Source organism: Rhodococcus sp. DT1 (assembly GCF_049844875.1).
In the GTDB taxonomy this organism is placed as follows: domain Bacteria; phylum Actinomycetota; class Actinomycetes; order Mycobacteriales; family Mycobacteriaceae; genus Rhodococcus.
Genome location: NZ_JBNCLW010000008.1, coordinates 19,031 through 41,080 on the forward strand (window position 1 = coordinate 19,031; position 22,050 = coordinate 41,080).

At 68.3% G+C, this 22,050-nt stretch carries 18 protein-coding genes; 13 read left to right on the top strand and 5 right to left on the bottom strand.

What is annotated here, in order from left to right:
* The first annotated feature begins 52 nt into the window (after nt 1-52).
* Nucleotides 53-1,030: a class I SAM-dependent methyltransferase gene (locus ACLQ3J_RS19110; RefSeq protein WP_169619665.1), complete on the top strand. Its 978-nt coding sequence runs from the start codon at nt 53-55 to the stop codon at nt 1,028-1,030.
* Nucleotides 1,031-2,188 (top strand): THUMP-like domain-containing protein, encoded by a 1,158-nt coding sequence (locus ACLQ3J_RS19115; RefSeq protein WP_169619664.1) that lies wholly within the window; start codon nt 1,031-1,033, stop codon nt 2,186-2,188.
* On the opposite strand, the gene dapA is transcribed toward ACLQ3J_RS19115, so the two are convergent.
* Nucleotides 2,185-3,078, bottom strand: coding sequence for a 4-hydroxy-tetrahydrodipicolinate synthase (gene dapA / locus ACLQ3J_RS19120; protein ID WP_169619663.1), 894 nt, complete (start codon nt 3,076-3,078; stop codon nt 2,185-2,187). The two genes, ACLQ3J_RS19115 and dapA, sit on opposite strands and share 4 nt — an antisense overlap.
* A 70-nt stretch (nt 3,079-3,148) precedes the next feature.
* On the opposite strand from dapA, the gene ACLQ3J_RS19125 reads away from it, so the two are divergent.
* Complete coding sequence (locus tag ACLQ3J_RS19125) at nt 3,149-4,057, top strand: LysR family transcriptional regulator (RefSeq protein WP_169619662.1); 909 nt, start codon at nt 3,149-3,151, stop codon at nt 4,055-4,057.
* Between the two features lie 10 nt (nt 4,058-4,067).
* On the opposite strand, the gene ACLQ3J_RS19130 is transcribed toward ACLQ3J_RS19125, so the two are convergent.
* Nucleotides 4,068-5,369, bottom strand: a complete 1,302-nt coding sequence (locus ACLQ3J_RS19130) for a PQQ-binding-like beta-propeller repeat protein (protein WP_425904165.1) — start codon at nt 5,367-5,369, stop codon at nt 4,068-4,070.
* Between the two features lie 94 nt (nt 5,370-5,463).
* Here ACLQ3J_RS19130 and ACLQ3J_RS19135 point away from each other — a divergent pair, with 94 nt between their 5' ends.
* Both ACLQ3J_RS19135 and ACLQ3J_RS19140 read left to right on the top strand, forming a co-directional pair.
* Nucleotides 5,464-6,228, top strand: a complete 765-nt coding sequence (locus tag ACLQ3J_RS19135) for an acyltransferase (protein WP_169619660.1) — start codon at nt 5,464-5,466, stop codon at nt 6,226-6,228.
* Nucleotides 6,229-6,264: 36 nt separating this feature from the next.
* Nucleotides 6,265-7,752 carry an amidase gene (locus ACLQ3J_RS19140; protein ID WP_425904166.1) on the top strand — a complete coding sequence of 496 codons (1,488 nt, stop codon included), beginning with the start codon at nt 6,265-6,267 and terminating at the stop codon, nt 7,750-7,752.
* Nucleotide 7,753: 1 nt separating this feature from the next.
* Here the strand turns inward: ACLQ3J_RS19140 and ACLQ3J_RS19145 are convergent, their stop codons facing one another.
* The 3 genes from ACLQ3J_RS19145 to ACLQ3J_RS19155 are packed head-to-tail and all read right to left on the bottom strand — an operon-like array spanning nt 7,754 to nt 11,327.
* Nucleotides 7,754-9,001 carry a glycosyltransferase family 4 protein gene (locus tag ACLQ3J_RS19145; protein WP_169619658.1) on the bottom strand — a complete coding sequence of 416 codons (1,248 nt, stop codon included), beginning with the start codon at nt 8,999-9,001 and terminating at the stop codon, nt 7,754-7,756.
* Nucleotides 9,001-10,521, bottom strand: coding sequence for a glycoside hydrolase family 57 protein (locus ACLQ3J_RS19150; protein WP_296550833.1), 1,521 nt, complete (start codon nt 10,519-10,521; stop codon nt 9,001-9,003). The genes ACLQ3J_RS19145 and ACLQ3J_RS19150 overlap by 1 nt, the downstream gene beginning before the upstream one ends.
* Nucleotides 10,522-10,547: 26 nt before the next feature.
* Complete coding sequence (locus ACLQ3J_RS19155) at nt 10,548-11,327, bottom strand: class I SAM-dependent methyltransferase (protein WP_296550824.1); 780 nt, start codon at nt 11,325-11,327, stop codon at nt 10,548-10,550.
* Between the two features lie 229 nt (nt 11,328-11,556).
* Here ACLQ3J_RS19155 and ACLQ3J_RS19160 point away from each other — a divergent pair, with 229 nt between their 5' ends.
* The 8 genes from ACLQ3J_RS19160 (at nt 11,557) to ACLQ3J_RS19195 (ending at nt 22,033) form a co-directional block, all read left to right on the top strand.
* Nucleotides 11,557-12,342 (top strand): electron transfer flavoprotein subunit beta/FixA family protein, encoded by a 786-nt coding sequence (locus ACLQ3J_RS19160; protein WP_169619656.1) that lies wholly within the window; start codon nt 11,557-11,559, stop codon nt 12,340-12,342.
* Nucleotides 12,343-12,390: 48 nt separating this feature from the next.
* Entirely contained in the window at nt 12,391-13,347 is a 957-nt protein-coding gene (locus tag ACLQ3J_RS19165) for an electron transfer flavoprotein subunit alpha/FixB family protein (RefSeq protein WP_169619655.1), read from the top strand.
* 189 nt (nt 13,348-13,536) lie between these two features.
* Nucleotides 13,537-14,772 carry a cysteine desulfurase family protein gene (locus ACLQ3J_RS19170; protein WP_169651744.1) on the top strand — a complete coding sequence of 412 codons (1,236 nt, stop codon included), beginning with the start codon at nt 13,537-13,539 and terminating at the stop codon, nt 14,770-14,772.
* Nucleotides 14,769-15,863 (top strand): tRNA 2-thiouridine(34) synthase MnmA, encoded by a 1,095-nt coding sequence (gene mnmA, locus ACLQ3J_RS19175; RefSeq protein ID WP_169619653.1) that lies wholly within the window; start codon nt 14,769-14,771, stop codon nt 15,861-15,863. The genes ACLQ3J_RS19170 and mnmA overlap by 4 nt, the downstream gene beginning before the upstream one ends.
* Nucleotides 15,860-16,888 carry a methionine synthase gene (locus ACLQ3J_RS19180; RefSeq protein ID WP_425904167.1) on the top strand — a complete coding sequence of 343 codons (1,029 nt, stop codon included), beginning with the start codon at nt 15,860-15,862 and terminating at the stop codon, nt 16,886-16,888. The genes mnmA and ACLQ3J_RS19180 overlap by 4 nt, the downstream gene beginning before the upstream one ends.
* A gap of 88 nt (nt 16,889-16,976) precedes the next feature.
* On the top strand, nt 16,977-19,064 hold the full coding sequence (gene ligA / locus ACLQ3J_RS19185) for an NAD-dependent DNA ligase LigA (protein WP_425904168.1): 2,088 nt from the start codon (nt 16,977-16,979) through the stop codon (nt 19,062-19,064).
* Nucleotides 19,065-19,316: 252 nt separating this feature from the next.
* The gene (locus ACLQ3J_RS19190; protein ID WP_425904169.1) at nt 19,317-20,045 is read left to right on the top strand and encodes a hypothetical protein; all 729 of its coding nucleotides are present in this window, start codon (nt 19,317-19,319) and stop codon (nt 20,043-20,045) included.
* 2 nt (nt 20,046-20,047) lie between these two features.
* Nucleotides 20,048-22,033, top strand: coding sequence for a YhgE/Pip family protein (locus ACLQ3J_RS19195; protein ID WP_425904170.1), 1,986 nt, complete (start codon nt 20,048-20,050; stop codon nt 22,031-22,033).
* Nucleotides 22,034-22,050: the final 17 nt, after the last annotated feature.

Sequence of the window (22,050 nt, forward strand, 5' to 3'; positions counted from 1 at the left end):
TTCCCCCAACCGCAAAATTGCCCCCGACTTACCGATGGGTAGGATCACCGCCATGACTGCAAGCAGGCCCGACGGGGTCGACCCCGCGCCGAACCCGCACGCCACTGCCGAACAGGTCGCGGCAGCGATGGAAGACACCAAGCTCGCTCAGGTGCTCTACCACGACTGGGAAGCCGAGACGTACGACGACAAGTGGTCGATCTCGTACGACGAACGCTGCATCGACTACGCGAAGGGACGGTTCGTCGCCGCCGCCGGAGAGCAGCCCCTGCCCTACGAGCGGGCGCTCGAGTTGGGCTGCGGCACCGGCTTCTTCCTGCTCAACCTCATGCAGGGTGGGGTGGCGAAGAGCGGTTCGGTCACCGACCTGTCGCCGGGCATGGTCAAGGTGGCGCTGCGCAACGCCGAGCATCTCGGCCTCGACGTCGACGGCCGTGTCGCCGATGCCGAAACCATTCCGTACGAGGACGACACGTTCGACCTCGTCGTCGGACACGCAGTGCTGCACCACATTCCCGATGTCGAGCAGTCCCTGCGTGAGGTGCTGCGCATCCTCAAGCCGGGTGGCCGATTCGTGTTCGCCGGTGAGCCGAGCACAGTCGGCAACTTCTACGCGCGCTGGCTCGGGCGCATCACGTGGGAGGCCACGACCACCGTCACGAAGCTGCCGTTCCTCAGCGACTGGCGCCGCCCGCAGACCGAACTCGACGAGTCGTCGCGCGCCGCGGCACTCGAGGCCGTCGTCGATCTGCACACCTTCGACCCCTCCGATCTCGAGAAGATCGCCCGGTCGGCCGGCGCGGTGAACGTCAAGGCCTCGAGCGAGGAGTTCGCCGCCGCACTGCTCGGCTGGCCCGTTCGCACGTTCGAAGCCGCAGTTCCGCCCGAGAAGCTGGGCTGGAACTGGGCCAAGTTCGCCTTCGGCGGCTGGAAGTCGCTCAGCTGGGTCGACGAGAATGTGCTCAAGCACGTTGTCCCGCGCAGCTTCTTCTACAACGTGATGATCACCGGTGTGAAGCCGGGCAAGTAATTGGGATACGAGTTCACGCTCGACGACGTCCGGTACCTGACCTCCGATACCGGCGCGGCAGCGCTCGCACGTGTCGGCGAGCGTGAACTGTCGACGCGTACGCGCCTTGCCGATATCGGCTGGGTGCGTACGCACTTCGGCGACCGTACCGCGGTGCTCGTGGAGACGGTGTTGTTGCGCCGCAAGGCGGACGCGAAGATTCCCGGTGCCGCGCGCTGGATCCTCACCGACGATGCAGTGCAGCAGTCGACGCCCGCAACCGTGGCGGCGCATCGTGCGCGACGGCTTGCCGGCCGCCGGGTCCACGACGTCACCTGCTCGATCGGCACCGAACTCGCCGAACTCGTCGGTGTCGCGGAGACGGTGGTGGGCAGCGACCTCGACGAAGTGCGCCTCGCCATGGCCGCGCACAACGTCCCCGAGGCATATCTCCTCCGTGCGGACGCGCTGACGCCGGTGACACGCGGCACGACCGTCGTCGCGGACCCTGCGCGTCGCGCCGGCGGCCGCAGGACCCACGACCCGGCGGCGCTGCAACCGCCGTTGCCCGACCTTCTCGGGGTGTATGCAGGACGCGATCTGGCCGTGAAGTGCGCGCCGGGTCTGGACTTCGACTCCCTCGACTGGGACGGCGAGGTCGAGGTGGTGTCGCTGGACGGCGGCGTGCGTGAAGCATGCCTGTACTCCCCGGGACTCACCCACGGCGGTGTTCGACGCCGCGCGTCGGTACTCCGTTCGGACGGAACCGGTTTCGAGGTCACCGACACGATGCCGGACGAGATTCCCGAGCGTGCACCGGGGGAATGGATCGTCGATCCGGACGGTGCGATCGTGCGGTCCGGACTGGTGCGTCACTACGCGGCCGCACACGGGCTGTGGCAACTCGATCCACGTATCGCCTACCTCACCGGCGATACGTTGCCCGACGGGGTGCGTGGATTCCGCGTCCTCGAACAGTTCAAATACACGGAGAAGGCGCTGAAACAGGCACTGTCCCGGTTCGATTGCGGGATCGCCGAGATCCTGGTGCGCGGGCTCGACATCGATCCCGCGGTGCTGCGTCCCCGGCTCAAATTGAAGGGCTCACGCTCGCTGAGCGTGGTGCTGACCCGCATCGGCCGCACGCCCGAGGCCTTCGTGTGCGCAGCGTCCCGTTAGCCTGCACGGACCGTGTGGGGCAGCGCTCCGAGAATCGCCGCGGGGCTGCCCGCCGGCAGGAGGGGTAGCCGGACGTTCGGAGTCGAAATCCTGCCCTGGGCGTGGAGCACGGCCTTGATGACGGTGGGGTTCGGCCCTGCGGTCAGCGCGCACGCGGTCTCCACGAGTCGGTTCCCGAGGGCCCTCGCCTGCGACAGGAATCCGCCGTCCCACAACCGGAACAGTTCGACGAACTCGCGCGTGCAGACGTTCGCGGTCGCCAGGATCGCTCCCGCGGCACCCATCGCGAGGAGCGGGGAAACCAGCGCGTCGTCTCCTGCGAGGACCGAGAACGACGTGGGGGCCACTGCGACCAGTCGCGCGGTGTCGGTGTCCACCGAGCCGACTGCCTGTTTGATGCCGGCAATCTGCGGATGCTGCGACAGTCGCTCGACGGACTCCCAGCCCAGGTGCTGACCGGTGCGGTACGGAACGTTGTAGAGAATCAGGGGGAGCGGACTGCGTGCGGCGATGTATTCGAAGTGCGCCACCACCCCTGCCTCGGACGGGCGTGTGTAGTACGGGACCACCACCATTGCGGCTGTGGCGTCGCCCTCCGCATGCAGTTCCTCGAGGGTGCGCGCGGTGCCGGCCGTGTCGTTCGAACCTGCGCCGACGATCAGGGGCACGCCGTGCTCGCGGCACGCCGTGCTGCAGATCCGCACGACCTCTCGACGTTCCAGAGGGGTCAGGGTGGCCGCCTCCGCGGTTGTTCCCAACGCCACGATGCCGGCTGCGCCTTCTTCGATCACGCCGTGGGCGAGACGTTCGAGGTCGGTCGCGGCGATCTCGCCGGTGTCTGTGAACGGGGTGACGAGCGGGACGAAGATGCCCGACGGATGGAATGTCATGCACCCACTTTTACCGTCGCAATTCACAAGATCCAGTTACTCTTCGTGACGGAACTCGTAAGCTGAACCGATGCTCGACGTTCGCAAGCTCAGGCTTCTCCGTGAACTCGCCCATCGAGGCACGATCGCTGCCGTCGCCGAGGCGCTTTCGTACACGCCGTCGGCGGTGTCGCAACAGATCTCGGCGCTCGAACGCGAGGCCGGCCGCCCCCTCCTGGTGCGCACGGGTCGTCGGGTGAGGCTGACCCCGGCGGCTCTCATCCTCGTCGAGCACACCGAGGCGGTTCTGGCGGAACTGGAACGAGCAGAAACCGCGCTCGCGACGAGTGGGCCGGGGCCGTCGGGGTCGGTTCGCCTCGGGGCCTTTCCGACCGCGCTACGGACGGTTGTGCTCCCCGCCCTGTCGGAACTCCGCCGTGCGGAGCAGGGCCCGGAAGTGACGGTGACGGAGGTCGATCCCGCCGATGCGCCGGATCTGCTTCGGGGAGGTCACCTCGACATGGCGCTCGTCCACGAATACGACAACGTGCCGTCCTCCGTCGGGTCGGGCATCGAACTCGAACCGCTGCTCGACGAGGTCATCTATCTGGCCGCGTCCGCAGCGCCGGACGCGGAGGGTTTGGCGGTCGTCCGCAGTCACGCAGACAGCCCTTGGATTGTCGGGAACTCCGGCACGTTGTGTCACACCATGGCGGTGCGCACCTGTCGCTCCCAAGGGTTCGAACCGTGGGTCACCCATCGGGTCGACGACTTCGCCACGGTCCTGCGACTGGTTGCAGCGGGAGCCGGCGTGGCACTGGTGCCACAGCTCGGGGCGATCGATGTTCCGGCAGGGGTGGTGCTCACCGCGCTTCCGGTCGGGAGACGAACCCGAATTGCGTACCGCCGGGGCAGTGGGCACCGGCCGGCGCAGGCTGTCGTGAGCGCCGAATTACGCAGGGCAGCACGATCTTTCGACTGTACCTCGACTGTCGGCTGAGGGAACTGCTTCAGCGGAGTACGACGATGTCACCGTCGTGCGTCGTGGTGACGAACTCGCCGTCGGGACCCACCGCGGTGCCGACCGGGAATCCTGTTGCCTCCGTGATCGGTTCCTCGTCGATCGAGTGGCCGTCCGAGGTGTCGAACACGAGTGCGGCAAGGCCGTCGGCGCCGCCCACGATCGAGTAACCCAGCCCGTTCGAGGTCACCGCCGGTACGGCGTGCTGCGTGACATCCGTTCGCTGCCACACCATTTCGGCGCCGTCGCCATTGTCCCGCAGTGCGGTCAGGGCGCCCTCGTCTCCGCCGGCGGCAAGCAGCAGCAATCCGTCACCGGTCACTGCCGGGCCGGTCGCGGGGGAGTAGTCGAGTCGATGGCTCCATCGGGGTGTCCCCGTCGTGGAGTCGACGGCCCAGAGGGTGCCGTCGCCGTCGTGGACGTAGACGGTCGCGCCGTCGGCGGACAGCACCGGACTCGTCACGGAGCCGCCCGGCAGGTCGTCGGTGGACCATTCTTCGACCACGGACGCGTTGTCGCCGCTGGTGTACCGCATGGCGACGAGAGACGCGCGGTCGGCACCGGGACGCCACAGGGTCACGAAGATCCGGTCCGTGGCCAGGTCGACTGCGGGAGTGGTGGCGACGGGGCAATCGGGTGATCCGCCGAAGCATGCGGGCAACCCGTGGTCGCTCGCGAGCCTCGGAACGTTCTGGCCGTCGCCGACGGCGGGAATGGGCACGAGGTCGAACAGTGGTGCGACGAGTTGGCCGGTCTGCGGGTTGATGATGTTGACCTGGCCGAAATGCGTGACGACGACCAGTTTTCCGTCGGACGCGAACTGGGCGCTGCGCGGTGTGCCGCTCACCGGGATGCGCCAGCGTCGCTGCCCGTGTTCGTTGAACGAGAACATGCCACCGTCCTCGCCGACGTAGATGTTCGCGTTGCCGTCGGACACGGGGGTCACGGTCGTGGCGCCCGGAGCGAGCCGCGTGCACCACCGTTTGCGGCCGTTGTCGATCTGGAAGGAGAAGAGGTTGCATCCCGCGTCCGTCGAGGCGGTGACTGCGATCTGGCCGTTGCGGGCAACCCCGGCGGGAGAGCCCACCCGGCCTCCCAGCGGGCGGGCCCACGCGGCCGAGAGGTCGTCGAGACCGTCTGCGGTGGCGGTGCTGCTGTTGCGGGCATCCGAATAACGGCCCGGCCAGCCTCCTTCGGAGAGCACATCGCTGGTACCGCCTCCGCCTGCGCACCCGCTCAGTGCGACCGCTGCCGTCGATGCCAGCACTGCGGCCCGCAGGACACCCCGCATCACCCAACTCCTCCCGGGACGAACGTTTCGAGCCGTCAGCGTATCGGGCCGGTGGTTGTACCCCGCGCAGGAGGCGGACCGTAGGCTGCCCCCTATGACGAGCATGTGGGGCGCACCGCTGCGCACGAGGTGGCGCGGTTCCCGTCGCCGGGATCAGGACCAGGCACGATTCCTGACACTGTCATCTCTGCGATGGGTGCTGGCAAACAAGGCATACACGCCGTGGTACCTGGTCCGGTACTACCGCCTGGCGAAGTTCAAGCTGGCGAATCCGCACGTCGTGCTGCGCGGAATGGTGTTTCTCGGGAAGAACGTCGAGATCCACGCGACGCCCGACCTGGCGCGGCTCGAGATCGGCAAGTGGGTGCATATCGGTGACGGCAACGCCATCCGCTGCCACGAAGGTTCGCTGCGAATCGGCGACAAGGTCGTGTTCGGCAAGGACAACGTCGTCAACACCTACCTCGACATCGAGATCGGCGCCTCGACCCTCGTTGCGGACTGGTGCTATATCTGCGATTTCGACCATCGCACGGAGGACATCACCTATCCGATCAAGGACCAGGGCATCATCAAGGGTCCGGTGCGCATCGGGCCGGACACCTGGATCGCCGCCAAGGTGACGGTGTTGCGCAATACCAAGGTGGGTCGCGGCTGTGTGCTCGGCGCGCACGCCGTGGTCAAGGGTGAGATCCCCGATTACAGCATTGCCGTCGGCTCGCCGGCGAAGGTCGTGAAGAATCGGAAGCTGTCGTGGGAGACCGCCGCCGCCGAACGTGCCGCACGGGCCGCAGCGCTCGAGGACATCGCGCGGAAGAAGGCGGGAGAAAAGCCGGCCGACGCACAACCCGGCGTCTGACGACAGCCACAGGAAGACCGGCAGGGGAGGGCTCGAGTGGATTTCGACGAATACCGGCGTCACGACGCCGTGGGGCTCGCAGAACTGGTGGCGGGCGGGCAGGTGACGCCGCACGAACTGCTCGAGACGGCGATCGCCAGGCTCGACGCCGTCGAGCCGACTCTCAATACGGTCGTCTACCGGCTCGACCGAGAGGCTCGTGTGCGGGCCGGCCACCCGTTGGACGGCCCGTTCGCGGGCGTGCCCTTCCTCGTGAAGGACCTCGGGCAGGACATCGCGGGGATCCCCACCGGCAGTGGGTCCCGCGCCCTCGCCCAAGTTCCCGCCGAACGCAACTCGGTGGTCGTCGACCGCTGGCTCGAGGCGGGTCTCGTCGTCTTCGGGAAGACCAACACCCCGGAATTCGGGCTCAAGGGCATCACCGAACCGGAAGCGAACGGTCCCACACGCAACCCGTGGAACCCGGCGTTGACCCCCGGGGGTTCGTCCGGTGGTTCCGCCGCGGCTGTCGCAGCGGGCGTGGTGCCCGTGGCGGGCGCGAGCGACGGCGGCGGCTCGATCCGGATCCCGGCCGCATGCTGCGGTCTCGTCGGTCTCAAGCCCGGGCGCGGAGTCGTGCCGACCGGCCCGCTCGGCAGCGAACCGCTGCACGGGGCGGCAACGAACGGGGCGATCACCCGGAGCATCCGTGACTCCGCGGCTCTCCTGGACGTCATGGCCGGTGCCTATGGGGCGGCGCCCTTCCTGAGCGCGGCTCCACCGCAGTCGTATTCGGCCGCCGCCCGCACCGCCCCCCGGCGCCTGCGGATCGGGTACGCGACCGCGTCCCCGCTCGGGACCGGGGTCGACCCCGAAGCGGTCGCAGCGGTCGACGCCACGGTTGCCCTGCTCGACGGCCTCGGTCACCACGTCGAGCCCGCGACGACCGGCGTCGACGAGCGGCAACTGGCCACGGACTTCCTCACGATGTGGTTCGCGTCGTTGACGGCGGAGGTCGACGAGGTACGGCAACGCACGGGGTCGGGCCCGGACGGATTCGAGTTCGACACCCGCATTCTCGCCGAACTGGGCCGCACCGTGCCCGCTCCGGAGTATCTCGCGGCGCTGGCGCGCTGGGGCGAACACACCACCCGGCTCGCTGCGTTCCACGAGCGTTACGACCTACTGCTCACGCCGACCCTGGCTTATCCTCCGGCGCGGATCGGGGAACTGGCGACTCCGCGCTGGGTGAGCACCCTCGGGAACGTGCTCATCGCGACGCGAATGGGCAGGGTGGCCCGCTGGACCGGGCTGGTGGACCGGATGATCGACGAGAACCTCGGACGCACGCCGTACACCCAGCTGGCGAACATCACCGGGCGCCCGGCGATCTCGCTGCCGCTGCACTGGACCGCGGACGACGTACCCCTCGGCGTGCAGTTCGTCGCGCCGCTCGGCGGGGAAGGCCTGCTGCTCGCTCTCGGGGCCGAACTGGAACAGGCTCGCCCGTGGTTCGACCGCGTGCCGGCGCTCGGAGTCGGCTGACTCAGTCCCGGCCGGGCAGCGGGCGCTGCGGGATCACGGGCCGTCCGAGCGGATGCCGTACCCGCCGCTTCGCGCCGATGTAGACCTGGGCCGTCTCCTCGGCGACCTGTCCCCAGTCGAAGTCGTCGGTGAGCCGGGCCCTGGCGGCCCGGGCGCGTTCCTGCGCGGCGGCCGGATCGTCGAGCGTCCTGCGCACCGCCGACGTGAGCGCTGCGACGTCGCCGGGAGGAAACGACAACCCGGTCGTGCCGTCGACGACGGCCTCGCCGAGCCCGCCGGCGGTCGAGGTGACCAACGGTGTTCCCGCAGCGGCAGCTTCGAGCGCGATGATGCCGAACGGTTCGTACCGGCTGGGCAGGACGATGGCGTCGGCGGTGTGCAGTCGATCGAGCAGTTCGGTGTGGTCGAGGTTGCCGAGGAAGGTCACCGAGCGTGCGACACGATGGACGCGCGCCTGTTCGCGCAACCACTCGGACTGGGTGCCGTCGCCGGCGACCATGAGCGTGGTGCCGGGGTGGAAACGCCGAATCCGCGGGAGGGCGGCGATCGCGTCCTGCACGCCCTTTTCGTACTCGAGCCGTCCCACATAGAGAAGCCGGGCCGGCCCGGATCGGGGTGCGCGCTCGCGGTACGACCACGTCGTGATGTCGATACCGTTGCGGATCACCGAGATTCGCGGCAGATCGGGGCCGTACAGTGCTGTCACTTCGTCGTACATCGACGCCGAACACGTGATGAGCGCGTCGGATTCGTGGGCGAGCCACCACTCGACCGAGTGCACCTGGCGGTTGATTCTGCCCGAGAGCCACCCGCTGTGGCGGCCCGCTTCGGTTGCGTGGAGCGTGGAGACAAGCGGCACGTCGAAGTGCTCGGCAAGGGCGATGGCGGGATGCGCGACCAGCCAGTCGTGTGCATGCACGACATCGGGTTGCCACCCCTCGCCGATACCGCCGCGGCTCAGGCCGATCCCCGCGCGCACCATCGCGTGCCCCATCGCGAGTGTCCAGGCGAGCATGTCCTCGCCGAATACGAAGTGGGGGGCGTCCTCCGCGACCGCGACGACGAGCACGCCCTCGGCGATATGGCTGAGTGTGGGATGCGTCGAAGCATCGGTTCCCGTGGGGCGCCGGGACAGCACCACGACTTCGTTCCCCGCGGCGGCAAGTTCTGTGGCGAGGTGGTGAACGTGCCGACCGAGCCCACCGACGACGACCGGCGGGTACTCCCACGACACGATCAGGATCTTCATCACTTGCCTCCGTGGCGTCCGGGCAGGCGCCGCGCGTCGAGCCCGGGGAACAGGTTGTCGGCTCGGTTCCAGCCGTCGGCCAACCGTACTGCCGTCGAGTCCCGACCGGAAGCGACCGCCTCGGCGATCTCCCGGAGGGCGTGCGCGTGGGTGTGCGCGCGATCGCGGGCGTAGGCGGCCGCGGTGTCCTTGCTGACCATGAACGCCCAGTCGCTCGAGACGGTGAGCAGCGCTTCGCGCAACATCTGGTCGTGCACGCGGTTGCGCAGGACCGGTGCTCCGGGTGCGTGCCCGTCACGGGCCTTGTCGAGTGTGTCGAGCGTGGTCCGGACCACCTCGTCGTTGAGCTGGACGAGGTCGGAGACCTGGTCGCCGGCCCATACCCGCCAGTCCTTGCCCGATCCCCACGAGGAGTTCGCGAGATCGACGGGGCCACCGACGTATCCGCGATCACGGGCGTCGGTGAGCGTGCCCACCTCGATGCCCGCCTCCGGCAGCGCCCGCAGAAGCCGCTCGAGGAACAGCGGGCCCTCGAACCACCAGTGCCCGAACAGTTCGGTGTCGAATGCCGCGACGACGAGTGCGTCCCTGCCGATACGCGCGGACTCGCTCCGGAGGCGGCGGCGGATCGTGTCGACGAAGTCGGCGACGTGGCGGTCGACGGCGAGGGACGCGAGTTCGGGGTCGTAGGGCGCCTTGTCCTCCGACGGCACCGCGCGTCCGGTCACCCGGGAGGGTTTGAGACCCGTGTCGTGACAGTAGGTGTGGAAGTCGCGGTAGGCGGCGTGCCCGGGGTATCCGGACTTCGGCGACCACACGCGGTACGAGACCTGAAGGTCACGGCCGAAACACACGACGTCCGAGTCGAGCACGGTGCGGCCGAGGGTGGTCTCGCCGTGCAGCGCCGGCCCGTCGACCATGAAATGTTCGACACCGGCTGCCGCGTACCCGATTTCCATGCCCGGCGTGAATCCGCACTCGGGGCCCCAGATGCCACGGGGTCGGTGTTGCCAACGGGCGTGCGCGTCGTGCAGGCCTTCGGCGAGGGAGAACTCCCGCATCCGGGGGTCGAGCAGTGGCTGGAACGGGTGCGCGAGCGGACCACCGAGCAGTTCGATCGCGTCGGCGTCGACGAGGTTGCGGAGCACGGGGGAACCGCCGTGGCGCCATCGGGTTTCGAACATCTCGAGCGCGGCTGCTGCCGCACGGTGTTCGCGCGCCCCGAGTGCCTGGTAGGACTCCTCGGCCATGCCGGCGGCCTCGTGGGCGCGCAGTTGCCAGTTGCCGAGCCAGTGGTGCATTCCGGCAAGACAGTGCGGATCGTCGAGCTGGGCGGCCAGGACGGGCGTGATCCCGAGCGTGACCATCCGGCTGTGTCCTTCGTGGGCAAGGCGCGCAAGAACGTCGGTGACCGGGAGATATGTTGCGGCCCAGGACTGATAGAGCCATTCCTCACCGACCGGCCAGCGGCCGTGATGGGCGAGCCACGGCAGGTGGGAGTGCAGGACGAGGGAGAACATTCCCGGTTCTCCGGTCTTCTTCGTACTCACCGCGCGGGATCCTTTACTGCGACGGCAACCAGATCGAGGCTGCTGTCGATGTTTTCGGGGTCGAGGACGAAGTCGTCGACGGTGATGCCCGCGACGTCCTCGGTGAGTTCCGCCGGCCACGGTTCTCCGGCCAGTGCACGCTCGATCTGCGCGTCGATGAACGAGCCGCCGTGCTTGGCGTCGAGCGCGCGGAGCGTCGGGCCGTGGTGCACTCCGGTCATCAGTTCCACCCGGAAACCGGCGCTGTCGAGCAGTTCCGAGAGTTCGGCCGCATCGAGTTCGCGGGTGTGGAACGGATTGAGCGGGGTGTCGCGCCCGGGCGAGAAGGTGATGCGGTTCGGTGTGCTGATCAGCAGTGCGCCGCCCGGGGAGAGGACGCGGTGGCATTCGCGGAGGAACTGTCCCTGGTCCCACAGGTGTTCGATGACCTGGAAGTTCACGACGACGTCGACGGTCTCGTCCGCGAGGGGGAGTTCGGCGAGGTTGCCGTGCCGCATGTCGACGCGCGGGTAGCGGGCGCGGATGTGGGCAACTGCGCTCTCGTCGTAGTCGAGGCCGATGACCCGCGTCGCCACGTCGGCGATCATGTCCGCGCCGTAGCCTTCGCCCGCTCCCGCTTCGAGGACGGTCCGGCTTCGGCAGCGGTCGAGCAGTTGCCGGTAGACCACTTCGTGGCGCCGGAACCAGTAGTTCTCCTCGGCGATGCCGGGTACCGTCCGTTCGCCGGTGAGGGGGAGAGTCTGGGCGTCGTCGGCGCGGCTGTTGGTATCGCTCACCGAGCAGACATTAGTGCCACTGCACTCCGGCTCGGTTCCGGTGGTCCAGATCACAGGTTTGCGCGTCCTTTCGTGCGGCTATGGTGAACCAGGAATTCCGCTAAGTTACCCACGGGTAACTTAGCGTTTGATAATCTATCGCACACGCCGTGCGACAGACACGAGTGCTCGGTTCAGGCAGCGCCTTGCCGACCAAAGGCAGCTACACACAGGAGGTCGACGCAGACCCATGACGAACATCGTCGTTTTGATCAAGCAGGTCCCCGACACGTGGTCCGAGCGCAAGCTCACCGACGGCGACTACACGCTCGACCGTGAAGCCGCCGACGCGGTTCTCGACGAGATCAACGAGCGGGCGGTCGAAGAGGCCCTGCTCATCAAGGAGCGCGACGGCGGCGAGGTGACCGTGCTGACCGCAGGTCCCGACCGCGCGACCGACGCCATCCGCAAGGCGCTGTCGATGGGTGCCGACAAGGCCATCCACCTCAACGATCCCGCGCTGCACGGCTCGGACTCCATCCAGACCGCCTACGCGCTCGCCGCGGCGCTCGGCCAGATCGAGGGCGTCGAGCTCGTCATCGCCGGCAACGAGGCCACCGACGGTCGCGTCGGCGCCGTGCCCGCGATCATCGCGGAGTACCTGGGCCTGCCGCACCTCACGCACCTGCGCAAGCTGACCCTGGCCGACGGCAAGGCCACCGGCGAGCGTGAGACCGACGAGGGCGTCTTCGGCCTCGAGGCACCGCTCCCCGCGATCGTCTCGGTCACCGAGAAGATCAACGAGCCGCGCTTCCCGTCCTTCAAGGGCATCATGGCCGCGAAGAAGAAGGAAGTTCAGACCCTCACCCTGGCGGACATCGGTCTCGATCCCGAGATCTTCGGTGTCGCGAACGCCGCGTCCACCGTCACCGGCGTCACCCCGAAGCCTGCGCGTACCGCCGGCGAGCGTGTCGCCGACGAGGGCGACGGTGGCGACAAGGTCGCTCAGTACCTGGTCGGCAACAAGATCATCTGATCGCGCCCCCGCGACAACACCAGACCTATCTAGGGAGAGAAGCAAGCAATGGCAGAAGTACTCGTGCTCGTCGAGCATGCCGAGGGCGCGCTCAAGAAGATCAGCACCGAACTCATCACCGCCGCTCGCGCGCTGGGTGAGCCGTCGGCAGTCGTGACCGGTTCCGCCGGGACCGCCGACAAGCTCCAGGAGGCGCTCGCCGCCGCCGGAGCCGCGAAGGTCTACGCCGCCGAGTCGGACATCATCGACGGCTACCTCGTGACGCCGAAGGTCGACGTTCTCGCCGCGCTCGTCGAATCCACCAGCCCCGCAGCGGTTCTCACCGCAGCTTCGGTCGAGGGCAAGGAGGTGTCCGGCCGCCTCGCTGCGCGCCTGGGCTCCGGTCTGCTCGTCGACGTCGTCGACGTCAAGAGCGACGGCTCGGCCGTCCACTCGATCTTCGGTGGCGCGTTCACCGTCGATGCCAAGGCCAACGGCGACGTTCCGGTCATCTCGGTTCGCCCGGGTGCGATCGAGGCCAAGCCGGAGGCTGCCGCCGCCACTCGCGTCGACGTCGAGGTTCCGGCCCAGGAAGAGAACGCGGTCAAGATCACCTCGCGTGAGCCCGTCGCCGGTGGCGACCGTCCCGAGCTCACGGAGGCGTCGATCGTCGTCTCCGGTGGTCGTGGTGTCGGCTCGGCCGACAAGTTCTCCGTGGTCGAAGAACTCGCCGATTCGCTCGGCGCAGCGGTGGGCGCATCGCGCGCCGCTGTCGACTCGGGCTACTACCCGGGTCAGTTCCAGGTCGGCCAGACCGGTAAGACGGTCTCGCCGCAGCTGTACATCGCGCTCGGTATCTCCGGAGCGATCCAGCACCGCGCGGGTATGCAGACCTCGAAGACCATCGTCGCGGTCAACAAGGACGAAGAGGCACCGATCTTCGAGATCGCCGACTTCGGCGTCGTGGGCGACCTGTTCAACGTCGCTCCGCAGCTGACCGAGGCTGTCAAGAAGCACAAGGGCTGATTCTCACCCTCCAGCACAGCGCGGCCCCGTTCCGGAATCCGGAGCGGGGCCGCGCTCGCGCGTGGGCAGTCCCGGTGGGCGAGATGTCCGGCTCGTCCGCACGCCGGAACGTGACCCTTGCCGCATGTGCTCCCGTGGAAGCGGTGAGCGCGACGGGCACCCCGAGCCACCCGCTATCCTGGATCGGTCATGACCTCGCCCGCCACCGGATCCTCCGGTACCCCGAAAACTGTCTACCTCGATCACGCCGCGACCACGCCGATGCTGACCGCGGCGATCGACGCGATGACCGGGGTGTTCGCAACCACCGGCAATGCCTCGTCCCTGCACGGTTCGGGACGCGCGGCACGCCGCAGGATAGAAGAAGCCCGCGAATCGATCGCCGCCGAACTCGGTGCGCGACCCTCCGAAGTGATCTTCGTCTCCGGCGGCACCGAAGGCGACAACCTCGCGGTCAAGGGCATCTACTGGGGCCGGCGCGCCCAGGACCCGCGGCGCCGCCGGATCATCGCGAGCGCCGTGGAACACCACGCCGTGCTCGACGCCGTCGAGTGGCTGGCCGACCACGAGGGTGCCGTGGTGACCTGGCTGCCGGTGGACGCGGTCGGGCGGGTCGAGCCGGCAGTTCTGCGCGAGGCGCTCGCCGCTCATCCGGACGAGGTCGCCCTCGTCACGATCATGTGGGCCAACAACGAAGTCGGCACCGTGATGCCGATCGCCGAACTCGCTGCCGTCGCGGCCGAGTTCGGTGTGCCGATGCACAGCGACGCGGTGCAAGCCGTCGCGCATCTGCCCGTCGATTTCGCGGCGAGCGGGCTGTCGGCGCTCACCCTCGCCGCTCACAAGTTCGGCGGCCCCCAGGGTGTCGGTGCGCTCCTGCTCGGACGCCAGGTGCCCTGCGTTCCGCTCGCGCACGGCGGAGGACACGAACGGGACATCCGGTCGGGGACCCAGGACACCGCGTCGATCGTCGGCATGGCCGCTGCGCTCCGGGAGGTCACCCGCGACCTTCCGGCCCGGACCGCCGAACTCGCCGTCCTGCGCGATCGTCTGGTCGACGGTGTCGAAGCGGTGATCCCCGATGTGATCCTCAACGGACCCCGCGGCGCGGGGCGGCTTCCCAACAATGCGCACATGACGTTCCCCGGCTGTGAGGGGGATTCGCTGCTGATGCTGCTCGATGCGGCCGGGATCGAATGCTCTACCGGGTCGGCGTGCACGGCAGGCGTGGCGCGGCCCAGCCACGTGCTGGTCGCGATGGGATCCGACCCCGCGACCGCCCGCGGGTCGTTGCGATTCTCGTTGGGGCACACCACGACCCGAGACGACATCGATGTACTGATCGACGCTCTGCCGCGCGTGGTGGAGCGGGCACGTGCCGCCGGTATGGCGAGCGCTGGTGGACGAGGAGGTGACCGGAGATGAGGATTCTTGCGGCTATGAGCGGCGGTGTGGACTCGGCGGTTGCCGCGGCCCGCGCTGTCGATGCCGGACACGACGTGGTGGGGGTGCATCTGGCGTTGTCGTCTGCTCCCGGCACCCTGCGCACCGGTTCGCGTGGTTGTTGTTCGAAAGAGGATGCCGGCGATGCCCGCCGCGCCGCCGACATGCTCGGAATCCCTTTCTACATATGGGATTTCGCCGACCGCTTCAAAGAAGACGTGATCGACGACTTCGTGGAGGCCTACGCGGCGGGTCAGACCCCCAATCCGTGCCTGCGGTGCAACGAGAAGATCAAGTTCTCCGCGCTGGCCGACCGCGCGGTGGCCCTGGGCTTCGACGCGGTCGCGACCGGCCACTACGCGCGGTTGCAGGACGGGGTGCTGCGACGCGCGGTCGACGCCGACAAGGACCAGTCCTACGTATTGGCAGTGCTGACCGCGGAACAGTTGTCGCGGGCGATGTTCCCGATCGGGGACACACCCAAGGACCTGATCCGCGCCGAAGCCGCCGAGCGCGGTCTCGCGGTGGCGAACAAGCCGGACAGCCACGACATCTGCTTCATTCCCTCCGGTGACACCCGGGCCTTCCTCGGCGCGCGCATCGGGGTGCGGCCCGGCGCGGTCGTCGACGACGATTCGGGGGAGGTCCTCGCCGAGCACGAGGGCGTCCACGGCTTCACGATCGGTCAGCGCAAGGGACTCGGAATCTCCGGTCCGGGCGCCGACGGCGGTCCGCGGTACGTCACCGCGATCGAACCCGAGACGGGCACCGTCCGTGTCGGCAGCGCCGAACGCCTCAAGGTCGACTTCATCCATGCGGAACGTGCCGTATGGACCTCGGGTAGCGCACCCGACGGCCCCGTCGAATGCGTCGTGCAGGTCCGCGCGCACGGCGGGATCGCCCCGGCGGTCGCCGAGGCGGCCGGTTCGGGCATCGAGATCTCTCTGCGGGAACCGCTCACGGGCGTCGCCGCCGGTCAGGCCGCGGTGCTGTACCGGCCGGACCCGGCCGGAGACATCGTTCTCGGCAGCGGCACGATCGCGGTCGCACGGCCCGTAGCCGAGGGCATGTGACGACCGGAGGGCCGGCTCGGGGGATCTGGTCCGGGATCGCCACCGGGGTGGGTTCGTGGCCGGGCACCGACGCGCGCGAAGCGGCGGCTGTGGTGGTCGGGGAACTCGCCGAGCTTCCGCATCTCGTGGAACTTCCGGACAGAGGTCTGGGTTCGGACACGATCGGGCGGGCGAGCGCGCTGCTCGTCGACCTCCATCTCGACGCATCGACCACCGGTTACCGATTGGTGTCCCGACGCGGCACGATCGCCGCGCGCGCCGAAGATCTGCTCCGGCAGGACCTCGACGCGCTCGAGGAAGCGTGGGAACGCGCCGGTGCGGGGCCGGATCGCACGGTCAAGGTGCAGTCGGCCGGTCCGCTGACACTGGCTGCTCATCTGGAACTCGCCACGGGCCGTCGCGTCCTGCTCGACCGCGGGGCGGTGCGCGAACTGTCCGAGTCGCTGGCGGAGGGAATTGCGCGGCACGCCGCCGAACTGCACCGCAGACTCGGCGTGCAGGTCGTCGTGCAACTCGACGAACCCGCGCTTCCCGATGTCCTCGCCGGGACATTGGAGGGCAGAACGATCCTCGAGACGGTTCCGGCATGGCCTGAACCCGAGGCGCTCGACGTCCTGGATACGACGATCCGCGGCACCGGACTGTCCGTCGCGGTGCACTGCTGCGCCGGCAGCCTGCCTGCCGACCTGTTGCGCCGCAGCGCCGCAGAGGCCGTCGCGTTCGATCTCACGAGGGTGTCGCGGGCCGATCTGGACGGCATCGGTGAACTGTTCGATTCCGGTACCGCGCTCGTCCTCGGGCTGGTTCCGACCACCGCTCCCAACCCCGTGCCCAGCTGGCGGGAGCAGGCGGCACCTGCCGTGGAACTCTTCGACCGTCTCGGCTTCCCCCGTACCGCGTTGCGGTCGGTCTCCGTGGCCACGACGTGCGGGCTTGCCTCGGCGGACCCGCACTGGGCGCGGCAGGCACTGAAGTCGGCGCGCGACATCTCGGCAGCGCTCTCGGAGGACCCCGAGACGCTCTGACGAGAGGTCCGGCCGACGCCGCCGGACCCGGTCCGGTGCGATCGGATCGCTGCGGAGTTGTCGGGGTCCTCGACTAGTCTTGTGACCTGTGAGTGAACCGACGGACGCGCCTGCCACCGCTCCTCCCGAGGCGCGCGAGCGCTGGCAGGATCTTGCCGAGCAGGTACGGGAGCACCAGTTCCGCTACTACGTGCGCGACGCGCCGATCATCTCGGACGGTCAGTTCGACGCACTGCTCGGCGAACTCCAGGCGCTCGAGGAGCAGTACACGGAGCTGCGCACGCCGGACTCACCGACCCAGCTCGTCGGCGGCGGGTTCGCGACCGATTTCACCGCCGTCGGCCACCTCGAGCCGATGCTCAGCCTCGACAACGTTTTCGACGAGGACGAGCTGCGGGCATGGCTCGCGCGCGCGGAGACCGAGACCGGGACACACCCGGATTACCTGTGCGAGGTGAAGATCGACGGTGTGGCGCTGAGCCTGGTGTACGAGAACGGCCGACTCGTGCGCGCCGCGACTCGCGGCGACGGCCGTACCGGTGAAGACGTCACGCTCAACGCGCGCACGATCGACGAGGTGCCCGAAAAGCTCACCGCCACCGAGGAATACCCGATCCCGACGCTGCTCGAGGTACGTGGCGAGGTGTTCTTCCGTCTCGAAGACTTCCAGAACCTCAACGCCGGTCTCGTCGCCGCCGGAAAACCGCCGTTCGCGAATCCGCGGAACTCGGCGGCAGGGTCGCTGCGACAGAAGAATCCCGCGGTCACCGCGCAGCGTCGGCTGCGCATGTACTGCCACGGGTACGGCCGCATCGAGGGGTTCTCGCCGCAATCGCAGTCGCAGGCGTACGACGCGTTCGCCGCGTGGGGTCTGCCGGTCTCGCCGCACACCCTCCGCGTCCGGGGAGCGGACGCCGTCGTCGAGCGCATGCGGTACTGGGGCGAACACCGCCACGACATCGAGCACGAACTCGACGGCCTGGTCGTGAAGATCGACGACATGGGCCTGCATCGCCGGCTCGGTGCCACCTCGCGCGCCCCGCGCTGGGCGATCGCCTACAAGTACCCGCCCGAGGAAGTGACCACCAGACTGCTCGACATCCGGGTGAGCGTCGGACGCACCGGCAGGGTCACGCCGTTCGCGTACATGGAACCGGTCACCGTCGCCGGATCCACCGTCTCGCTCGCGACGCTGCACAACGCGTCGGAAGTGGTGCGTAAGGGCGTGCTCATCGGCGACACCGTGGTGATCCGGAAAGCCGGCGACGTCATCCCCGAGGTCCTCGGACCCGTCGTCGACCTGCGCGACGGCACGGAACGCGAATTCGTGATGCCGAACGTCTGCCCCGAGTGCGGGACCCCTCTCGCGCCCGCGAAGGAAGCCGACGTCGACCTGCGTTGCCCGAATTCGCGGAACTGCCCGGCGCAGTTGCGCGAACGGGTCTTCCACGTCGCCGGACGCGGCGCGTTCGACATCGAGGCACTGGGATACGAGGCGGCGACGGCCCTGCTCGAAGCGAACGTGATCTCCGACGAGGGCGATCTGTTCTCCCTGACCGAGGACGACCTCCGGAAGGCGCCGTTCTTTCTGACTTCGAAAGGTGCGCTGTCGAAGAACAGCGAGCGTTTGCTGCAAAACCTGGACAACGCGAAAGAACAGCCGCTGTGGCGCGTCCTCGTTGCGCTGTCGATCCGGCACGTCGGCCCCACGGCGGCACGCGCTCTCGCGACGGAGTTCGGCAGCCTGGACCGGATCCGGGCGGCGTCCCTCGAGGAACTCGCCGCTGTCGAAGGCGTGGGCCCCACGATCGCCGCCGCTGTGGTCGAGTGGTTCACGGTGGACTGGCACGCCGCCATCGTCGACAAGTGGGCCGCTGCCGGGGTGCGTATGGAGGACGAACGCGACGAGTCGATCGCACGCACACTCGAGGGTCTGTCCATCGTGGTCACCGGCACGCTCGCGGGCTTCTCGCGCGATCAGGCGAAGGAAGCCATTCTGGCGCGAGGCGGCAAGGCCGCCGGTTCGGTATCGAAGAAGACCGCATTCGTGGTGGTGGGCGACAACCCCGGCACCAAGGCCGACAAGGCAACCGATCTCGGCGTGCCCGTGATAGACGAGGACGCGTTCAGAATCCTGCTCGACCGAGGCCCCGACGCCGTGCGCGAGGTGGGGTAACGCCCCCGATGGGCATCCACCCGGCGGCGCGGCCGTGTTCCCCTCGCCGGTGCCGGGTGCTCGCCCCTATCTCCTGACACATCCCGGAAAGCGCCTCTCGGTCGCCGTCAACAACGGCATGATCGGAAGAGCGTGCTGTGAACGTGTCCTCCGGTGGTCGTCGTGTTGCGAGTCGGATCGGTCCGCGCGACGGGCTCCGAGGCGAAGGCGTTGATGTTCCGACGCCGGAGACGTGGGGTGGAGATGGTCGAAATGTCTGTGACGGACCCCAGCGCGTCGTGGGCGCCGGTTCCGGGAACGCTCGTTTCGGCACGGAGCATCGAACTGGACGGGCCGTGGGGACACGTGTTCGGTCCGCTCGATCTCGATATCGACGAAGGCGGAGTCTCCGTGCTCGCGGCACCGGCCGGGGCGGCGCGCACTGCGCTGATGATGGCGTTGTGCGGACGGATGCGCCTGACCGGCGGTTCGCTCACCGTCCTCGGATACGAGAACCCGAGAAAGGTGTTCGCTCATTCCGCGATCGCGTGCCTGAACGAACTCGACGAGGTGCCACCCTCGGTCACCGTGCGCGACCTCGTCACCGAACAGAAGCGGTGGGATTCGCCCTGGTACCGGCTCGTGCCACGGGTCGACGAACGCGGGGTCGCGGACATGTGCGAGGAGGTGTTCGGCGACGTCGAACTCCCGCACCTGCGGGCCTTCGTCGACGACCTGCCGGAACTTCAGCAGATGCTGTTGCGCATCGCGGTCGCGAACACCCGGCGACCTCCGCTGCTGGTCGTCGGGCGGCTCGACCGGATCGCCGACGACGCCGAGCGCGCGGTTCTCCTCGAGAGGCTGATCGCACTGGGTGAGACGCAATCGGTGATCACCGCCGACGTGAATCCGATTCCTCCCGGGGCCGCGGTGCGGACCCTGGTGGACTTGCACGATCTTCTGGGGCCGGGCGACATCGGCGTCATGACCGAGACGGGGTAGCGATGCTGGCTGCGTTTTCGCTGGGGAGCGACATCACACGGTACTTTCGCGGCACGATGCCGCGTGTCGCGCTCGTCACCATCATTCTCATGCCGCTGCTCTACGGCGCGATGTATCTGTGGGCGTTCTGGAATCCGTTCGGTGCGGTCGACAAGATCCCCGCGGCGATCGTCAACAACGACACCGGACGTTCCTCGACCGGCCAACAGGTCGATGCCGGCGATCAAGTCGTCAAATCGCTGCTCGACTCGGGAAAGCTGGATCTGATCGAGGTGCCGGAGAGCGAGGCGACTGCCGGTCTCGCGAGCGGTAAGTACTACTACACCGTGACCATCCCCGAGAACTTCACGGAGGCAGTGGAATCCCCCAGCGGGGACAATCCGGAGAAGGCGAACCTGGTGTTCACCTTCAACGACGCCAACAACTATCTCGCCACGATCATCGCGCAGGACGCCTCCGAACAGGTGCTCAACCAGATCAACGCCACCATCGGCGCGGAGGGCGTCGGACAGATACTCACCGGGCTCGAAAGCGCGGGTTCGGGGCTGAAGAAGGCAGCGGACGGCGCCGGCACACTCGCGAACGGGATCGACACGGCCAAGAGCGGAGCAGACCAGCTCACCTCGGGGTCGCGCGAACTCGCCGACAACCTCGTCACCGCCCGTGACGGATCGGCCCGGCTGGCCACCGGCGCGAACGAACTCGCCACCGCCGTGGACGGCGTCGCCGATCCGCTGCTGGGCTTCCTCAACAGCGGCGCACCGACCGATATCGCCGACCGGGTGACGCAACTGAGGCAATCGCTCATCGCACTGGAAAGCCGGGTGCCCCAGCCGGTGGAAGCCGCGGCGGGGTCGGCGCTGCAAACGGTCGTCGACGTGCTGGGGCAGAGCAACGATCCGCTTGCCCAGCAAGCCCTTGCCGTGCTGGGCCCGCTCGCAGCGCAGCAGGTGCAGACAGACGCGGAAGCGTTGCGCGCGGAAATCGTGCGTCTGCAGGGCGAAGCCCAGGCCGTCGAGTACGAACTGCTCGACCCGAACAGTCCCCTCCAGAGCGGGCTGGCATTGCTGCAGAGCGGCGATCTGGCGTCGGATGTGGAGCAGTTGCGCAACGGGGTGGACGAATTGAGTTCGGGCGCGGGGACGCTGAACTCGGGGCTGATCGAGCTGACGGACGGGAGTTTCCGGCTCGCCGACGGTGCCGGTCAGTTGTCGTCGGGAATGGAACAGTTGCAATCGGGCTCGGACGAACTGGCCCAGCAGCTGTCGCAGGGCGCAGGCGAGGTCCCGAGCTGGTCGGACCAGCAGCGCACCGCGACTGCCGACACCCTGGCGTCACCGGTGGCGTTGAAGCAGGACTACAACAACCTCGCGTCGACGTTCGGCACCGGGTTCGCTCCCTTCTTCCTCTCACTGGCACTGTTCGTCGGCGGCATCATCACGTGGATGCTCTTGACACCCTTGCAATCCCGGCCGACGGTCGGAGGAGTCGGGTTGTACCGCACGGTCTTCGCGTCGTACTGGCCGGCGCTGCTCGTCGGTATCCTGCAGGCGCTGGTCATGTACGCGGTGGTGCATTTCGGCGTGGGTCTCGACGTCAAGCACCTCGCCGGCACGATCTTGTTCCTGATACTCATCGCGGCGACGTACCTCGCCATGATCCAAGCATTCAACGCGGTCTTCGGGACGGCCGTCGGGCGGGTCGTCACCCTCGCATTCCTGATGCTGCAACTGGTCTCGGCAGGTGGCATCTATCCGGTACCGACGACTGCGAAACCGTTCCAGTACATCCATCCCTTCGACCCGATGTCCTACACCGTCGAGGGGTTGCGGCAGCTCACGGTCGCCGAACAGGTCGACTCGCGCCTGTGGGTGGCCGTGGCAGTCCTGGTCGGGCTCCTGCTGGTGTCCCTCACCGCAAGCGCCCTGGCGGTGAGACGAAACCGGCGGTACACCATGCAGCGGCTGTATCCGCCGGTGGAGGTCTGACACCCGAACTGTGGGCG

Excerpts from the sequence above, each read along its gene's own strand:
- ACLQ3J_RS19110 (WP_169619665.1), top strand. The coding sequence starts at position 53 with ATGACTGCAAGCAGGCCCGACGGGGTCGACCCCGCGCCGAACCCGCAC.
- dapA (WP_169619663.1), bottom strand. The coding sequence starts at position 3,078 with ATGACATTCCATCCGTCGGGCATCTTCGTCCCGCTCGTCACCCCGTTC.
- ACLQ3J_RS19125 (WP_169619662.1), top strand. The coding sequence starts at position 3,149 with ATGCTCGACGTTCGCAAGCTCAGGCTTCTCCGTGAACTCGCCCATCGA.
- ACLQ3J_RS19130 (WP_425904165.1), bottom strand. The coding sequence starts at position 5,369 with ATGCGGGGTGTCCTGCGGGCCGCAGTGCTGGCATCGACGGCAGCGGTC.
- ACLQ3J_RS19135 (WP_169619660.1), top strand. The coding sequence starts at position 5,464 with ATGACGAGCATGTGGGGCGCACCGCTGCGCACGAGGTGGCGCGGTTCC.
- ACLQ3J_RS19145 (WP_169619658.1), bottom strand. The coding sequence starts at position 9,001 with ATGAAGATCCTGATCGTGTCGTGGGAGTACCCGCCGGTCGTCGTCGGT.
- ACLQ3J_RS19150 (WP_296550833.1), bottom strand. The coding sequence starts at position 10,521 with ATGTTCTCCCTCGTCCTGCACTCCCACCTGCCGTGGCTCGCCCATCAC.
- ACLQ3J_RS19160 (WP_169619656.1), top strand. The coding sequence starts at position 11,557 with ATGACGAACATCGTCGTTTTGATCAAGCAGGTCCCCGACACGTGGTCC.
- ACLQ3J_RS19165 (WP_169619655.1), top strand. The coding sequence starts at position 12,391 with ATGGCAGAAGTACTCGTGCTCGTCGAGCATGCCGAGGGCGCGCTCAAG.
- ACLQ3J_RS19170 (WP_169651744.1), top strand. The coding sequence starts at position 13,537 with ATGACCTCGCCCGCCACCGGATCCTCCGGTACCCCGAAAACTGTCTAC.
- mnmA (WP_169619653.1), top strand. The coding sequence starts at position 14,769 with ATGAGGATTCTTGCGGCTATGAGCGGCGGTGTGGACTCGGCGGTTGCC.
- ACLQ3J_RS19190 (WP_425904169.1), top strand. The coding sequence starts at position 19,317 with ATGTCTGTGACGGACCCCAGCGCGTCGTGGGCGCCGGTTCCGGGAACG.
- ACLQ3J_RS19195 (WP_425904170.1), top strand. The coding sequence starts at position 20,048 with ATGCTGGCTGCGTTTTCGCTGGGGAGCGACATCACACGGTACTTTCGC.